The 15,596-nt window shown below is 43.1% G+C and carries 13 protein-coding genes and 2 pseudogenes; 4 read left to right on the top strand and 11 right to left on the bottom strand.

Going from position 1 to position 15,596, the window contains the following annotated elements:
• Positions 1-19: 19 nt before the first annotated feature.
• From AABK37_RS08780 to AABK37_RS08790, 3 genes are all read right to left on the bottom strand, one after another.
• Positions 20-1,147 (bottom strand): hypothetical protein, encoded by a 1,128-nt coding sequence (locus tag AABK37_RS08780; protein WP_432551198.1) that lies wholly within the window; start codon positions 1,145-1,147, stop codon positions 20-22.
• A 93-nt stretch (positions 1,148-1,240) separates the two neighbouring features.
• Positions 1,241-3,040, bottom strand: coding sequence for a hypothetical protein (locus AABK37_RS08785; RefSeq protein ID WP_432551199.1), 1,800 nt, complete (start codon positions 3,038-3,040; stop codon positions 1,241-1,243).
• A 6-nt stretch (positions 3,041-3,046) separates the two neighbouring features.
• Positions 3,047-4,414, bottom strand: a complete 1,368-nt coding sequence (locus AABK37_RS08790; protein WP_432551200.1) for a hypothetical protein — start codon at positions 4,412-4,414, stop codon at positions 3,047-3,049.
• Positions 4,415-4,511: 97 nt separating this feature from the next.
• Here AABK37_RS08790 and AABK37_RS08795 point away from each other — a divergent pair, with 97 nt between their 5' ends.
• Entirely contained in the window at positions 4,512-4,634 is a 123-nt protein-coding gene (locus tag AABK37_RS08795) for a hypothetical protein (protein ID WP_432551201.1), read from the top strand.
• Here the strand turns inward: AABK37_RS08795 and AABK37_RS08800 are convergent.
• A complete protein-coding gene (locus tag AABK37_RS08800; RefSeq protein WP_432551202.1) occupies positions 4,603-5,355 on the bottom strand; it encodes a hypothetical protein in 753 nt (250 codons plus the stop codon). The genes AABK37_RS08795 and AABK37_RS08800 overlap by 32 nt on opposite strands.
• A gap of 352 nt (positions 5,356-5,707) precedes the next feature.
• Positions 5,708-6,553 (bottom strand): hypothetical protein, encoded by an 846-nt coding sequence (locus tag AABK37_RS08805; protein ID WP_432551203.1) that lies wholly within the window; start codon positions 6,551-6,553, stop codon positions 5,708-5,710.
• Between the two features lie 468 nt (positions 6,554-7,021).
• Here AABK37_RS08805 and AABK37_RS08810 point away from each other — a divergent pair, with 468 nt between their 5' ends.
• Positions 7,022-7,534 (top strand): response regulator transcription factor, encoded by a 513-nt coding sequence (locus AABK37_RS08810; RefSeq protein WP_432551204.1) that lies wholly within the window; start codon positions 7,022-7,024, stop codon positions 7,532-7,534.
• A 314-nt stretch (positions 7,535-7,848) separates the two neighbouring features.
• On the top strand, positions 7,849-8,298 hold the full coding sequence (locus tag AABK37_RS08815; protein WP_039748765.1) for a Fur family transcriptional regulator: 450 nt from the start codon (positions 7,849-7,851) through the stop codon (positions 8,296-8,298).
• A gap of 282 nt (positions 8,299-8,580) precedes the next feature.
• Here the strand turns inward: AABK37_RS08815 and AABK37_RS08820 are convergent.
• Positions 8,581-8,712: pseudogene (locus tag AABK37_RS08820) on the bottom strand (hypothetical protein); the annotation flags it as partial.
• Positions 8,713-8,825: 113 nt separating this feature from the next.
• On the opposite strand from AABK37_RS08820, the gene AABK37_RS08825 reads away from it, so the two are divergent.
• Positions 8,826-10,616, top strand: a complete 1,791-nt coding sequence (locus tag AABK37_RS08825; protein WP_432551205.1) for a DUF3685 domain-containing protein — start codon at positions 8,826-8,828, stop codon at positions 10,614-10,616.
• Here AABK37_RS08825 and AABK37_RS08830 read toward each other — a convergent pair.
• From AABK37_RS08830 to AABK37_RS08850, 5 genes and pseudogenes are all read right to left on the bottom strand, one after another.
• Entirely contained in the window at positions 10,611-11,162 is a 552-nt protein-coding gene (locus AABK37_RS08830) for a DUF3122 domain-containing protein (RefSeq protein ID WP_432551206.1), read from the bottom strand. The two genes, AABK37_RS08825 and AABK37_RS08830, sit on opposite strands and share 6 nt — an antisense overlap.
• A gap of 132 nt (positions 11,163-11,294) precedes the next feature.
• Positions 11,295-12,794 carry a dihydrolipoyl dehydrogenase family protein gene (locus tag AABK37_RS08835; RefSeq protein ID WP_432551207.1) on the bottom strand — a complete coding sequence of 500 codons (1,500 nt, stop codon included), beginning with the start codon at positions 12,792-12,794 and terminating at the stop codon, positions 11,295-11,297.
• Between the two features lie 389 nt (positions 12,795-13,183).
• Entirely contained in the window at positions 13,184-14,353 is a 1,170-nt protein-coding gene (gene cobD / locus AABK37_RS08840) for a threonine-phosphate decarboxylase CobD (protein ID WP_432551208.1), read from the bottom strand.
• Positions 14,354-14,379: 26 nt separating this feature from the next.
• Positions 14,380-14,664 carry an HU family DNA-binding protein gene (locus tag AABK37_RS08845; RefSeq protein ID WP_015111786.1) on the bottom strand — a complete coding sequence of 95 codons (285 nt, stop codon included), beginning with the start codon at positions 14,662-14,664 and terminating at the stop codon, positions 14,380-14,382.
• 538 nt (positions 14,665-15,202) lie between these two features.
• Positions 15,203-15,403: pseudogene (locus AABK37_RS08850) on the bottom strand (DUF433 domain-containing protein); the annotation flags it as partial.
• Positions 15,404-15,596 lie beyond the last annotated feature (193 nt).

Consider the following 15,596-nt stretch of genomic DNA (forward strand, 5'->3'; position numbering starts at 1 on the left):
TGTCCCCCTCCCCTTTTGATTAATACCCTTCTCCTGCACTTCTCAAGGGTCTGTGACCATTTTGACGAGGTTCAAAGGTAACTACTCGTTTGGTATGACCGCGAAAAGCAATGCCTAAGGTTTCGGCACTGGTGAGCCATTCTTCGGCAACATCAGCAATTTCTCGGACTAAGGCTTCAAATTCGGCTCGTGAATTATTCAGGATGTATTTTTGAGCTAACCAGCGGATAATACTGCGTCCGGCAACAGCCATGCGGTGTCGCTGTGAGGCGTTAACATCTTGTCGGAAGTAGCGCAGCATAATTTCTTCGACTACATCCCAAGCGTTGTCTGCACCAAAGAGTTTTTTGACATCATCTGCACCGAGGATTTTGAAGGCTTCTTCCAAAAGTTGTAAAACTTCAATTCTGAGGACGGTGACATGACCGTAGGAAGACCATTTCAGGTTATTTCGCAAATCCAAACCCGCTCGCCGCACGGTGGCAATGCTGCCAAAACTGGGGTCATAAGCGCGATCGCGAATTACATCTGAGATGCGTTTATCGCGCCAAAACTCGGCGACGTTGTTAATAAACTGCGTAAATAAAGTGTGAAATTGCGGATTCGGTTTGGCGCTAGACATCGGTGGGACAGTGGTGTAACCAAATACTCGGCGGTAGGTTTGCAACCGTTCTTTTTGGGTGTAGCGCAACACACTACGACGATCGAAGCGATACAAACCATAAGCACCGTCACCGTTGGATAATCTGACAGCACCGGCGTTGAATAGTTCTTGCAGTTTCCTCACGGCACGAAAAACGCCGACTTTTTCGTGTTGGTAGAGATAGTATAAATCGGCAACTGCGAGAATGCGATCGCTCGCTATCTGTTCGTCATAATCTTCTACACCCTGCGGCAAGCGGGTTGAATTGACTTTGCTGGCTGCTTGGGAACCAATCCCAATTAACTCGGCTAGTCCCCCATCTGGTGGTGCTGCCATTTGCCCTTGATTTGTCAGTACCTGTGATAGCAGATCCTCAATTTGCTGAGTCAAAGCATCAGCCAGTTGCGGATTTTGGATGAGTTGCGGTGCTAACCTATCTGCAAGGGTTTCTTTTAAAGCCGCAAAGCGATCGTATAAATCTTGATTTTCTCCTGTGGTTGACATAATTTGTCTCCTGGCTGTTAGTTATTAGTCATTAGTCATTAATCATTTGTCAGTCAAAATATTCACTTTTGACTGTTGACTATTAACTGTTAACTATTGACTGCGGTTGAGGTTGCGTCCAAGAACTCTGAGGATGTCTGGATTTTGTCGCAACAAATCTCGGATATCTTCTAACAAGTCTTTCACATCATCTGCATCAGGCATTTTTTCACCAGTTAAAGGTGGAATTAGTTCTACTGCCAAACGTTTGACTTCAAACAATTGAAATGATAAATCTCTCAACGCACGAACTACACCTGCTCGTTGAAATGCTGTGTTGGGAACGCGCACGAAAGAAGCCGCTTGCATCAAAATCATTAATCGGTTTGAGGTTTCGACGATTGATTTGGCAATGCCTAATTTGCCACCGGCGATCGCAATTGTCGGGGCTTCTTTGGTTGACCAATTTAATGTCCATGACAACAGTTTTTCGATTGTCATCGCCGGCTTTAATTGTTTGGTTTCACCGATAGTGTATTGAGTGCCATCTGGTAAGGGAAATGCCGACTTGCCATCGCAATTTGGGGGATTTTGTCTAGCTTTGGCAAAATCAATCCAAACAGCTTGTCTTTCAGCAGGACCGAGGAAAACACTATCCATAATCCGATAAGTTTCTTGAACTGATTCGGCAACGACTGACAAAGCTTGAGATAACAAGACCAATTGCGTACCAATGTAAGCACCACCACCAGTATCAGCATTAAAAGCATTCCAACTGTCTCTGATCGAAAGTAGCGAATCTTTGATAATTAGGTAGTTGCTGAAATTTTGTTCTTCATCAACGTTGTTGACACGCGATCGCGTTAATCCAAAAATCTCAGCCAAATCTTTTAGCTGTCCCCCAACTTTATCAAAGTTATCGTTATCTTCTACGTCTCCTAGCAATAGCTGAAACAAACTATCAACGCGCTGGGTGCGTGGTCCTCCTTGAGTTCCCAACTCATTAATTAATTCAACTATTTGAGTGCGAATAACCGATCGCACCGCTTCCATATTCTGCGGATCGGCTGCGGGGTTAAGGGCATAAAGTTTATCCAACTGCCGCAAAGCATCATCTAATAAGGTTTTGGTGCGATGATAAAGGCTAGCTTGTGCCCCACTCACTGTCCCCCCTAGTTCAGTTTGGACTGTGTTGTAGCTGCAAGGCGTCCAATTATAAGTAATGCGTCCGTTACTTTCTTGAGGAGTAAAGGTTTTAGTCAGCGAATCTAGAAAGGCTTTGGGGTCATTTTTAGAGCTTCTGCACAGCACTTGACCGAGGGCATTATCGACAATTTGCTGTAAAGAACCACCATTATTATCAACAGTAACTAAAGCAGAATTCCGCCCCGAAGGTATCGAAGCAACATTCTCGACTGTGGGCAAAATATCAACTACATTATCGTTATATATTTGAAACCCATTTAAAGGTTTAGTTGGTGTTGGCGGTTCGGGAACTATGCCTGCTGCCAAAATTTGAATTGATCCAGTATTTTCACCATTCAATTTCATCGGCAATAAAGTGAGAAATGGAGATTGTTGAGACACAACGAGAAAATATTTCCAAACAATACCGGGAATGTCAGCCTCAACAGTGCTACCCACTAAATCTGTGCCGCGATAAACTCTGAAGAATACATCAGGTATCCAATCTCTTTCTTGTGTATCTTGATTGAAATCTTCATCTGTAAATTCGATGTCAAACAAGCCTAAATCAGTTTTGCTGCTGTCAAGCCGGTCATCAAAGTGTTCATCTTTATCCCAAGCCTCAACTCGCAGAGGCACAACTTCTGGAATCAGTTTTTCATTTTTTTCAGCTTCTGGAATCAGTTTTTCATTTTTAAGTACTTGACCGCGAATCCGATATGTGGTCATAATTTCTTATCTCCTTGCCAGGGCTTTGTAAAAGTTTTGAGTAATCACCCCAGGTGTTGCTAGCTTTTTATCAAGTGCAGCACGCGATGCACCAATCAAAAATCGCTCTGGAATAATTCCCGGATCGTTCCCTGCTGCTAAACGTTGTCCGGCTTCTAAAATCATTTGCTGGTGTTGGAATTTGAATCCTGTCACCTCAGCTAAAGTTTTGCCCCCCAGTTCCTTGTAAGGGGTGTAACAAATGGTGTCTACTACCAAGGGATTGGCTTTACTAAAGGTTTCGAGAATTTCTTTAGGAATATTGCCTGCGTTGGGGTTGGGGTAAATTTGTTCCCAAATGGTTTGATAGTTATTTGCAGCTTTGGAAAAACCCATGCGGCGTAGTAATTCGGTGCTAATGAACACTCGCAGATACGGGGTGGGATGGGGGGCGCCTGGGTGAAAATTAAGGGTAGCTTGAGGCGATCGCGCGGCAATATCCATTAAGGAAGCGACAACATAAGGTCCCCCCAGTAACAAACCAGACATATCAGCAAAAATTTCGCTGTGCCAACGAGTCCAGGTAGCGGCAACAAATTTACTCATTCCCGCTTTCAGGAGACGTTTGGCGATCGCGTAAGGAATAGTCTGTCGCAGTTTTAAATCGGTTTGCAGATTGTGGGAAACTTCATGCAAAATTGCCCCCAATGTCCACGGGTTGACCAGGCGATGATAAGGTAGTTGAATCAACGGAAATGGATTAATCTGTTGACTCAGTTTAGTTAAGGGAATACCGCGCCGAAATGTCGCCGGAGAAAAGCCAGTTTTCATATAAGAAAACGGCGCGGGTGCTGGAATTGACCTAGAGCGTCCCAACCCCATGTAAATATACTGATAACAATCGAGAGCAATGCGATCGCAAGCTAATAGCCAATTACCAAATTGGGACTGTCTTTGTCCGAATAACTCTAAGTAGAAATCCCAGATTTGCTCGATCGCTCGGACTAAGTTGTGTGCTTGGTCTTTATGACTCATCAATTGTTGCAACACATCTGTATCCGGCTGCTGAATCGCTGCTTGGGCGCTTCTTCCCACTGTCTTTGATATCCGTTGCAAATGCGATCGCAACTGCAATAAAAGTTGATTCACCGCATCAATGTGAGCATCGCTGGGACTGGCAGCATCTGTGCCAAACTCATCGTGTCGAAACGAACGCAACGCCGCCGCGTGTCTGGTAACATTTAGTGCCTGCACCCGCAACCAAAAATCGAAATTCGGTGGTTCTACAAAGCGGTCTGCGGGTATATTATTTTGGGACAATAATGACGCAACCTGATAATTATCGTCCCAGTCATCCGCTGTATCCTCTATCAGCGTTTCAAACAGTCCGTTCATACATGCGTCCACAAGTCCTAAGAGTTAACAATAGGGGGCAGGGGGGCAGGGGAGGAGGGGGAGCAGGGGGGGCAGGGGGAGCAGGGGAAGAGGAATTTTGCCCAATGCCCAATGCCCAATGCCCAATGCCCAATGCCCAATGCCCAATGCCCAATGCCCAATGCCCAATGCCCAATGCCCAATGCCCATTACCGATAAACTGCTTGCCCCGGCTGTTTAGAGATGTGACGACAATGGGGACATCTTTTGCTATGGATAACGCGCGATCGCTTCATCAAATTAGCTGCTACTTTCGGTTTACCTAAAACTTGAGCAGTTTGACGCGCCAAAGTTTGCACCGCAGACTTTTGTGTAATTGGTTTGCCCTGTTGTGCTTGCCGAGCCAGATTGCTGACAGTGCCTTGCATTATCTTTGGCATAGTTTTCAGTAGCGGACGGGTTCTGCGATTGCGGAACATTGCCCTTCCGATTCTCGATGCACCTTGAATTAGTTTTGGCGCTACCTTCGGGATAATCGTAGAAGCAGCTTTCACAATTCCCGGTAAAGCTTTAGCAGCCAAGGGAATTAATGCACCCAGAAAAGCTTCGGCTTCAGCTTCGCTTTCACTGTTAGCCGCCATATATCCCAAATGCTCCATCAACGCTTCATACTCATTCGCCTGAGATGATTCAAACTCACTCTCAAACTCGTATTCGCCCTCACCTAACAAACCGCCAATTACGTTTCCAATTGACCCCAAAAATAATTCTTGCTCGTCCTCAAATTCAAATTCATTGTCTCCTCCACCCAAAAGACTACCAACAGCATTAATTGCCATTGGTGCAACTTTGCTCAATATACTGCCTAAAAATTCCTCACTCTCGTACTCGCTTTCGTATTCACTCTCAAATTCAAACTCAAATTCCCGGTCTAAACCATTTTCCAGTTCATACTCAAACATAGTTTAGGTTCTCCTGTGTTCAAATTGTCTTATCGATGCTGCAAAGTATTTCGTGATTTTTGGCACTCAGCAATGCAACACTGTTATGTACTTACTCTCTTATCGGTATAAGATTACCTAAAAACTTTGTAGGGTGCGTTACTCCGTGAACGCACCCTACTGTGCGTTTAAATTCGCAGTATCACAGGACTTACGCAAAAACTCTCTGCAACTCTTATTCCTTCGTGTCCTTCTCCTGTCGGAGACGCTGCGCGAACGTGCCTAGCCTGCGGCTTCTGCGTTCGCCCTTGGCGTTGCCGAAGGCTAGCAGTACGCGGTTCGTTATTCCGTGACTCGTGCGTAAGTCCCAGTATCAATTACCCATTGATCGTTTAGCTGGTACAGGCTTTTTCATTTTCCGCCCTGGTTTAGGTGAACCCATTAGCGTCTTGGCTACGGTTGCAGGGCTGCTAAGTACCTTTTGGGTATGACCAGCCATCACACGAGCAGCCGTGCGGGGTGTAATCGGCTGTCCTTTTGCTGCTTGTTTAACTAAGGTCTTACTAGTTCTGTCAACAATCGAGGGAATTACTTTTACTAATGGGCGAGTAGTGGGAGATTTCCGCAGGGTGCGCGTTAAGTAGACCGAACCGCGAATCAAACTTGGGGTGATTTGACGCATGGCTGGCGATTGGATGGGGATAATTCTGGCTGTGAAAGCACCGGCGTAGCCTTCGGCTTCGGCTTCGCTTTCAACTTTGCTGGCAGCGGTGGCTAAAGCTTCTGTCAAAGCTTCATATTGTGGTACGGATTCGTATTCGTACTCACTGGTCATTTCCCCTGTCCATTCGTACTCGTTGTCAAATTCGCTGGTTAATTCAAACTCAAATTCGCTTTCGCGAGCTAACTTACTGGTAATCGCACCTAAAGCTGCACCCGCAGCAGGACCACCAATCGCTGTACCTACAGCACCCGCAGCCACCGGGGCTATCTTTTTGAGTATGGGAGTTATTTTGGGAATTAGTCGGCGGAGTTTTCCTAAGAAGGCTTCGCTTTCATACTCGTTTTCATACTCGCTTTCTCCATCGCCTACAAGCATATTGCCTACGTTTTTGGCAATTGAACCGAGAAATTCTTCATTTTCATATTCATCCTCGAATTCGTTGGAGTATTCACTCTCAAATTCGTCTTCAAATTCATCTTCAAATTCATGCTGCATCGTTTCTCCGTCCAACATCTTGTGACTCCGTGGATGAGAATGCTTACGCATTTAGGTATAACTGTTCTGGGAACGTTGCCACAAGTCGCTTTTTCTAGGGAAACACATTTTTGGTAGCTCGGTTGAGTGTCACACATTTGAGCTACCATCAAAGATATACTGTATGAATTAATACTATTTTAGTGATATTTATGCTTAAAATTAGCGATTATTTAAGTAGTATAAGTAATATATTTAGCTTTTATTAGCCGTAATTTTCTCAGAGGGTGACTGTTATGAGTTGTATCAAAAAGATTCAATTATACGTTTGTTGGTGGCAAACTGTAAGTACACACTAGGGTGATTACATTTGCCATTTGAAATAGTGTAATAAGTTATGACTTAAAAAAAGTTTTTGTGTTAGTTGCGGAAATGTTGCCTAAATATTTGAATTTAGTATCAGTAAAATCAACAGGATGAATACGAACCATGACGACCTTCAAGAGGAAGAAACTGGTTGCTGCATCCGAAAATCAAAATTTGCTTGCGTTAGAACAACAAGCGCTGCTAAAGGTTTTAGTAAGACAAGTTACTAGTTCTCCTCCTCGCAAGCTGGTTCAAACCACCAACATGATGGTTAATGAAGTAATTTTTGAATCTGATGTAGATGGTGTACATTACTACCTAGTGCGTTGTAGCCAGGAAAAATCAATCTCCCACCCACAGTTTCCATCCCAGGAAAACCCTTCACTTGATGGAGATGCAGACCATTCTTACGAGTATCCTGATAATTCTGAAGAAAAAATTAATCTTAGCCCCCGCGAACAGGCGATCGCTAAATTAGTCGCACAGGGTCTTTCTAACAAATGTATTGGCATTCGCCTTCAAATTAGCCCTTGGACTGTCGCTACTCACCTGCGGCGTACTTTTGTCAAACTCGGTGTCACTTCCAGAACCGCTATGATTACTTGCCTCATAGAGAAAAATCACCTACACCATTAACACAGCAGTTCATCTATATAACCGTAATATAACTTGCTAGCCTAATTAGGGCTACCTAAACGCCTGCCGAAAGTAGACGTTTATAGTCATTTTAAGCTAAAGTTGTAATGAGTTTGTTTTAGATTAGGGTGTGAAAAAGCAACTCTCAAGAAGCACAAAAACTAATCGCTCTTGTTTGTGCTTGCGTAGCAATCAAAAGCAAAAACACAGATATAGGGATGAGAGTGCAAAGTACAAAAACATTGCATAAATAAAATAACAATTACACGTTCAAACATAAAAATAACCCCAACAGTTAAAAAACTTAAATAAATATGCAAAAACAAGTCATCTCTACAAAACCAATTCGTTCTCTAGAAGATGCTATTGACAGATGCCAAACACTGGGTATGCGCGTTAGCCGGCAGCGTCGCTTTATTTTAGAACTACTGTGGCAAGCAAAAGAGCATCTTTCTGCCAGAGAGATTTACGATCGCCTAAACCAAGAAGGCAAAGAAATCGGACATACCTCTGTATATCAAAACTTAGAAGCGTTATCCAGTCAAAATATCATTGAGTGCATCGAACGCTGCGATGGACGTTTATACGGTAATATCAGTGATTCCCACAGTCATGTCAACTGCATAGATACAAATCAAATTCTCGATGTTCATATCGAACTACCAGAAGATTTTATCCGCCAAGTTGAAGAACAAACAGGAGTGAAAATTACTGAATACAATATTAACTTTTACGGTTATCGGCAGAACAATACCGAGAGTTAGGAATTAGGGAGTTAGGGAGGAGCAAAAAAGCAAAAAAGCAAACGAACAAAAAAGCAGAGTATTGTTCTCCCACTTCCCCCCATCAGCCTCATCCCCTCTCCCCACTTTCTCATACTTTGATAATGTTGCGAGTGTAAGATTTTCAGAGCTTCTGGTGTACGCTGAATAGGAATTGTCCTAAATTTGATTTACTGATTAATAACCCAGCTTGTTTGAAGAATGTAAATAAATTTTGAGCGATCGCCCTTTGATTGCACTGTCGCTCTTGTCCCCTTATCCTGTGATAATTGCCCGGTCTAACCAAGGTTTTTGTAGACTTACTTCTTGGTCTATAACTTGTTGCAAAGCTTGTAGATAAGCAATTTGAAACGCCAGCCATGTGCCTTGGGTACGTTTTAACGGCTTTTTTTGGTTGAATTTATGTATCAGGCTTGAGTGTGAATTGGGCAATAATGAGGGGATTAAACTAAGTATGACAGCTGTTTTCTCAAAGCGCGAAAAATAGCATCTATGTTTTTGAGTGGACTATGAGCGATCGCCCTCTGAAAGTATTATTAATCGACCAAGACCCAATTTTCCGGCTAGGGTTGCGAGTAGCTTTGGAACAAGTTTCTCATTTAGAAGTTACAGCAGAGGCTCAAACAGATACCGTCGCGCTGCACATATTGGCTTCCTTTGCCAAAAAAGACCCAAAAGCAGTGAATTTGGTAATTTTGGAACTCGGTAACAGTCGTTATTTACAACTTTGTCGCCAACTCAAGGTTGAGTACCCCAATTTACCGATTTTACTGCTCAGTTCTGTTTCCGAACCAGGGCTGCTGATGGCAGCCAGATATGCTGGTGTAGATGGCTACTGTCCCAAAGGGACAGCTGTTTCTGAGTTGCTTGACGCGATGCAACTCTTAGCATCTGGTGGTAGTTATTGGGATAAAGTGGGGGAAAGTGGGGGAGAGGGGGAAGGGGGGAGTGGGGGAAAAATAACTGCTAACTCCCGTACAGACGCGATTAATGGCATCTCTACAACTCCTCACTCCTCCCCTGTTCCTTTCGCTAGACTGCGGAATAATTGGCGTTTATCAGGAATTGATTACATTAACGCTACTTTGGCAAAAGTGACGGCACAATTGCAAGTCCCCGGTTTGCCGCTACTAGATCGAGCTATTTTAGCTGGACAGCGACGCGAATTATTGGCAGCAGGTTGGCTAGTTAATCGGCTGTTAGCCACACCCCAAGAAAGGCAAAATGACAAAATAACAGCGCTTGCTGCTACTCAAGATTCACCACCAACAAATCCTTCACTTAATAGTGCTGTTGTCATATCACCAATAAAGCAAAATTATCCTTCTTTACTTAGCCCAAGAGCGCTGCAAGCAACACTATTTTCATCTTGTGTTGCTAAACTTCAATTACCTTTACAAAATTTGGGCGATGAACCTTTAGAAATTGACATTTTTCGCCAAGAAAAAAAACGGGAGTTACTTTATCTCATTTTGCAAAAACTTGCTAATTCTTTGGATGAACTGCGTGCATCTCAAATAGAAGTTCATCGATTAAATGAATTTAAAAATATCATATTATGTGATTTATGGCAAGCGTCAACAACAGATTTTTTTGGCAAATTTACCAAAGTGCAAGTAGGTAATCAAAATTTAGAAATTGTTACCTTCTTGCTGCAAGCTGCTAAAGTTGTAGAAACAGAAATTCTTTTAAAGATTCCTCTGGTAGTAGAGTTATTTTCTTATCTACTATTTAAAACAGATTTATCTATTGATAATGCCATTTACGCAGCAGGTAGCTTAGAGGCGATGGAGCAATCTTTAATAATTTTAGAAAACTTCTTAATTCAAGTGGCAAATGGTGTAGTGCAGCCACTGCTTAACACTTTAGCAGATGTAGAAGCGATTAAACAAAGTTTTTACGATCGCCAATTTATATCCACGCGAGAAATCGAACGTTTCCGCAATGATTTATCATGGAAATACCGCTTGCGAAATTATGTCAGCGAAGCTCAAGCGATTTTTGAAAGTCGTTATGAACTACTTGTATTTACCCCTCGCGGTATTGCGAAAATATCAATTTATGCACCGCGCAATCAAGAATTAGCTCAACTTTCTGGGATTCCGCTATTAGTGACATTAGCATTAGAATTTCGGGATGCGATCGCTCCTCGTCTAAAATCACTTTTATCTTTCGCAGGTAGCGGTATTGTTTTTGTTCTCACCCAAATAATTGGTAGAGGTTTGGGGTTAATCGGTCGTGGTATTCTCCAAGGTATTGGTAGTGTATCTTTGTCAGAACGAAAAAATAAAAATTTATGAATTAAAATCAGTTACCAGCCATTGCCATTCTGTCACCACAGATGCCGGAATTTGTAAAACTAAACGTTGTTCACCAGATAGCGGTACATAAAGTTTTAGAGAATCGGTTGTTGTCAATTTAAATAAAACATTTGTTAAATTGTAATCTCCGACATTAGAAGAAGGTGATTTTTCTGCATACACATCAGATGCGCTTAACAGTTTACCCTTTGCCGTGACAATTTCCAAAGATTGAGGATGAGCTAACTCAAATACCCCAGGAAAACCGACTAACCTAAGATTGAATTCTACTGCTTTACCTGGTGGAAATAATTTGAACAATACCACTTGCCAAGTGTAGCCGAAATCATCCTTAATAGACACATGAGAATGATAGCGTAAAACTCCAGGTGCATCGTGATGCTGGCGCAACAAAGCAAAAGCAGAATCTGCGAAAAATACTCCCGAAGATAATGTCAAGTAAATGCACAAAATTAAACGTAAAATATAGCACTTCCCATTCAGATGCGGTACAGTTTTGTGTTGCAAGGTGTAGGGGCACGGCACTGCCGTGCCCCTACGAGTGTACCTCGCTAAGTCAGGAAACGCTATATATTTCGTAGTGAGGGCTGAAGCCCTCAAAATCTTTCTAATGAAGGCTGAAGCCCTCACTACATCTTGTTTATTAATATCCATATACTAAATATTCCAATTGCGGCGAAAATCAAAGAAGCCTTCCAGAAAATCTTGCAAAGCAATATTGCTATTTAACTTTTGCCGTTCCCATTCTCGTGCAGTTTCTTCGATAATTTCCGAGAAAGCCGGATAAACTGAAGATAACTTCGCTAATTGATTAATTTTAATTTTTTGAGATATAGCCAACGCAATCAGATTAATTAATTCTACCGCTTCTGCCCCCAGTAAAGAAGCGCCTAAAATTTCCCCATTACGAAGAACAATTAATTTACATATACCTGTAGTTTCTTCGCTGATTTGGGCTGCTGTCACTGTTTTAAAATATTGTCGCAAAACTAAAACTTCATCTGGAATATATCGACGTTTGGCTTGATTCTCTGTTAAACCGACTTGTGCCAGAATTGGATAAGAAAACAGCCCCCAAGGAACGCATTGATAATTGACTTTACTAACTGGAAAAAACAAAGCATTCTTTAAAGCAATTTTCGCTTCATAATTAGCAATATTGACAAAATCATAACCACCAATAACATCACCACAAGCATAAATGCGGCGATTTGTTGTTTGCAATTTGTCATTTACTATCAAGCGATGTTGATGCCATTTGACACCAACCGCAGCCAAATTTAAAGATTCAATATTTGGCTGTTGTGCAGTTGCCACCAAAATTTCATCAGTTTCAATCGCTTTATCTCCAGCCTGAACCCACTTTTGGTTATCAATTAGCCTCACCTGAGTTACGGTTGTTTGCGTCAGCAAGCGCACACCATCGACTTCTAACTGCGCTTGCAGCAATTGGGTTATCTCTGGGTCAAGATTCGGTAAAATATAGGCATGTTTGACAACCAGCGTCACGCTGCAACCCAACCGCGCTAAAGTTTGTGCTATTTCAACGCTTTGGGGAACACCACCAATTATCACCCAATTTTTGGGTAATGTTGGAGACTTAGACAAAGCCTGCCAAATATTAGATAAAGTCAAAAAGCCAGTACTTTGCAATCCTTCAATCTCTGGAATTGCCGGACCAGAACCACTAGCTAGTAAATAGGTACGTGCGCGAAGCTGACGGTTATTAACGGCAAAAGCAAGATGAGGTGACAATACAAATTCACCGCTACCAATGATGACATCGACACCTTTGGCAGCTAAAATGGCGAGTGAATTTTGTTCTTGAAGATTTGAGACGACACCGCGAGCATAAAGCATCGCTTCTTCCCATTCTACAGATGTTTGGCACTTTTCTGAGAAGACTGTTGTGGGTATTCTCCCGTTTAAATAGTTGTCCTGTGCAGTATCCGCATAAAAATGAATACCAAAATTAGCCGCAGCATCAACACGCTGGGCAAGTTTGCCAATTTCCCCAAGCGCGTAGTGATAAATAAACCCCAAGTTGACTGTGGGTTCGACTAGGGCAACAGTGGCGTGTAGATTAGTTGCAGCAAGGGCTGCATTGCGTCCAGCAAGACTACCGCCAATAATCACGACATCGTAGTCAATAGCCATTAGTCAATAGTCAAGAGTTAAGAGAAGGACTTTGAGAAGTATTTTATGAAACATCACGCATCAAAAGAAACCTAACCCCCCTAGCCCCACGCCAGTCGCCTCAACGGAGGGTACCTCCGCACAGCGCTGGCTCCCTTCCCTAAGAGGGAAGGGGGGTTTCAAAGCCTCTCCAGTAATAAAAGCTGCTCCTCTTCCCTCCCCTTGTAGGGGAGGGTTAGGGAGAGGTGGGGGAGAGGAATGGAAGCGGGGTTTCTTTGTATATTTGATGACTTTTCAGACATCCTTTGATGCTTGAATTTTAGATTTTGTCGCCAAGGATTTTGGATTGGGTATCCAAAATCCTCAAGCCTCATTTTATGAGTGGATGGGTTAAATCCAAAATCTCAAATCTAAAATTGTTTGACTAATGCTTTCAGCGCTGTTAGTAAACGTTGGTTATCTAATTTAGAGCGTACAGCAACTCGGAAGTAGCGATCGCCTAATTCTTTAAAACTAAGACAATCGCGAATGTAAATCTGATACTCTTTAAGCAATTGTTCTTGCAATTGGCAAACAGATTTTTCTGACTCAACAAGTAAAAAATTAGCAGCACTATCCTTTGGTTGCAACCCTGGTAATTTAGCTAAACCCTGAAAGAGTTGATTTCGTGCGGGTGGTAGCCATTCCCAGGTTGCAGACTGAAACTTCTTATCGCCGAGTGCAGCGATCGCTGCTGCTGCTGCTAAAGTATTAACGGGCCAAGGGTCACGCCACAATTGCCATTTAGACAAACGGTCAGGATGAGCGATCGCATATCCGAGTCGCAGTCCAGGCAGACTGTAAAATTTAGTTAGCGATCGCAAAACCACCAAATTTGGATATTTTTGAATTAGCCCAATTAGACTTTGTTCCTCATCCGGAGGCAGAAAATCCATAAACGCTTCATCCACCACCACCAAAGCAAACTGTTCCAAGTAAGGCAAAATTTCTTCTACCGAAAACAGCTTACCCGTCGGGTTGTGAGGATTATTCAGAAGTAACCCGCTTTGGGAGAGGGGGAGACAAGAAGAGGGGGAGACAAGGAGAGGGGGAGACAAGGAGAGGGGGAGACAAGGAGAGGGGGAGAAAGAATTGTCCCCTTGTCCCCCTGTCCCCTTGTCTCCCTGTCCCCCTGTCCCCCTGCCCCCTCCTCTTTTCAAATCAATCGGACACTCCAGCACTTTGGCATCATATGCTGCCAGCGCTCGGTAGTAGTCGCCAAAAGCTGGAGTGATTAAAGTTGTTGCGGCTAAATGGGATAATTCTTTACCTGCTAACGTAAGTAATTCTGCCGAACCGTTACCCGGCAGAATGCATTCAGGCGGCAATTGATGGAAGTGACTGAGAGCCTGTCTCAGTTCACTGTAATCGGGATCTGGATAGTGCTTAAGATTACCCAATTGAGATGTAATAGCAGCGATCGCGCTGTTTGGAGGTCCCAAAGGGCTGATGCTCGCAGAAAAATCCAGAATAGCACTAGGGGGACAGCCAGCCAGTGCTGCTGCCCAAGTTAAATTTCCCCCGTGTGCTTTTTGCCGCATAAAAAAAGAGTTCCTTGACAGAGAACCTATGATTTTGGGGGTGCAACTCTTTCTCTAAACAGCTTGCCAGCTGAAAAAGCAGGAACCTTGGTTGCGGGAATTTCCATTTTTTCGTTTGTTTTCGGGTTGCGACCTTCACGAGCCTTACGTTCGCGTGATTCAAACGAACCGAATCCCACCAGCGTTACTTTATCACCAGAAGAGACTGCTTCGATAATAGTTTCCAAAGCCGCAGTTAAGACAGCATCAGCTTGTTTTTTCGTAACACTAGCTTTTTCAGCTACCGCATCAACTAATTCACCTTTGTTCATGTAAAACTCCTTGAAGTTTACTTTCGATTGTCTACAGATACGCTCACTAAGCGCATCATCAGCGTAAATCTCTGTTTCGAGATTTACAAAAAGCGTCATGCACGGGAGCATTCCACACAAAATGCCTGTAAATCCTGTAGACTGCACTTTTCAAAGAATCATTCTAAGGTGTTGTAGCCAGATGTGGATAGATGAAACCATTAATTTATATAGATTTCGGCATTTTTTCTTTTTATAAAGCGATTGTTTGACTAAAAACTAGGAAAAAATACTTAGTAAAAACGTAGAATTAGGGGCGATCGCTAATTTCAACGATAGCTTCACCTTGTCGCAAACGTTCTAAAGCATCAGGAAACGTAAGAATGAGAATCTGCCTCAAATTACGATTTGTGACATAAAGGCATCTTGTCGCCCACAGGCTGCAAGCCTGGGGCTACACGAGCAAAGCCTGCCTCCGCAGGCTATAAAACCCTTGATTTTCTCTAGCCCACGAAGGTGGGCTTTGTTCGTATAGCCCCACCCTTCCAGGGTGAGGGCAGGCTGCAAATAACAGACAAGCTTGAATGTCTTCTAGCTCCCAATCGGGAAAATCTTCTAAAATTTCGGCTGCACTTACATTTTCAGCCAGCATCTCTAAAATGTCACTCACACGGATTCGCATTCCTCGAATACAAGGACGACCTCCGCATTGCCCAGGATTTTGCGTAATCCGACTCAGAAAGGTAGCTGCTTGAGTCATTACTCTACCATTGCCTGAATTAGTTGTATCTTAACAAAACATATAGCATTTCCTGACTTAGCGAGGTACACCCGTAGGGGCGCGGCACTGCCGTGCGCCTACACCTTGCAACACAAAACTGTACCGCATCTGAATGGGAACCGCTATACCATTTCTAATATCGGTCGGTTGATCTAATATCTTGCACTACTAC

Source organism: Tolypothrix sp. VBCCA 56010 (assembly GCF_050875635.1).
Classification (GTDB): domain Bacteria; phylum Cyanobacteriota; class Cyanobacteriia; order Cyanobacteriales; family Nostocaceae; genus Hassallia.